At 67.0% G+C, this 1,268-nt stretch carries 1 protein-coding gene; it reads left to right on the top strand.

The window, feature by feature from the left end:
* The coding region (locus tag PV773_RS25110) for an NAD(P)H-dependent oxidoreductase (protein ID WP_347968985.1) at positions 1-1,268 on the top strand (1,268 nt) is incomplete at its 3' end.

The raw sequence follows: 1,268 nt of genomic DNA on the forward strand, positions 1-1,268 counted from the left end.
ATGACGATCAACGTTGCACCGGTGGGCCTGGCGCGCGAGCTGATCGAGCGGCAGAAGTCGGGCAAGCCGATCCGCATCGGCCTGATCGGCTCGGGCGAGATGGGCACCGACATCGTGGCGCGGGTGGCGCACATGCCCGGCATCGAGGTCGGTGCGATCTCGGAGCTCAACCTGCCCAACGCCCACCGCGCCGTCGACATCGCCTACCAGGAGAAGGGCCATGCGCGGGAAGTTGGTAGCGGCTCGGCGCTGAGCGAGGCGATCGAGGCCGGCAAGGTCGCGGTCACCAACGACGCCGACCTGATCCTCGACAGCGGCCTGATCGACGTCGTCATCGACGCCACCGGCGTGCCCGCCGTCGGCGCCGAGATCGGCCTGCGCGCCATGGAGCACGGCAAGCATCTGGTCATGATGAATGTCGAGGCCGACGTCACCATCGGCGCCTATCTCAAGAGCGAGGCCGACCGGCTCGGCGTCACCTATTCGCTCGGCGCCGGCGACGAGCCGTCGTCCTGCATGGAGCTGATCGAGTTCGTCTCGGCCATGGGCCACACCATCGTCGCCGCCGGCAAGGGCAAGAACAACCCGCTCAACATCGACGCCATCCCGGACGACTATGCCGAGGAGGCCAGGCGCCGCAACATGAACGTGCGCATGCTGGTCGAGTTCGTCGACGGCTCCAAGACCATGGTCGAGATGGCGGCGATCGCCAATGCCACCGGGCTGGTGCCCGACAAGGCCGGCATGCACGGCCCGGCCGCGACCTTGCCCGAACTCAACAAGGTGCTGGTGCCGGAGAAGGACGGCGGCGTTTTGTCAAAAGTCGGCGTCGTCGACTATTCGATCGGCAAGGGTGTGGCGCCCGGCGTCTTCGTCATCGCCGACATGTCGCATCCGCGCATCCGCGAGCGCATGGAAGATTTGAAGATGGGCCACGGCCCGTATTTCACCTTCCACCGGCCCTATCATCTCACCTCGCTCGAGGTGCCTTTGACCTGCGCGCGGGTGGTGCTGCACGGCAAGGCCGACATGGTGCCGCTGGCAAAACCTGTCGCCGACGTCTGCGCGGTGGCCAAGAAGGACCTCAAGCCCGGCGACAGGCTCGACGCCATCGGCGAATACAGCTACCGCGCCTGGATCATGACGGCGCCCGAGGCCCGTGCTTCCAAGGCCATCCCCTGCGGCCTCCTGCAGGGCGGCACCGTCACCGCCCCGATCAAGAAGGGCGAGCTCATCACCTATGCCAACGCCGCCGTCGCACCGGGCTC

This window comes from Mesorhizobium sp. CC13, assembly GCF_039907765.1.
Taxonomy (GTDB): domain Bacteria; phylum Pseudomonadota; class Alphaproteobacteria; order Rhizobiales; family Rhizobiaceae; genus Aminobacter.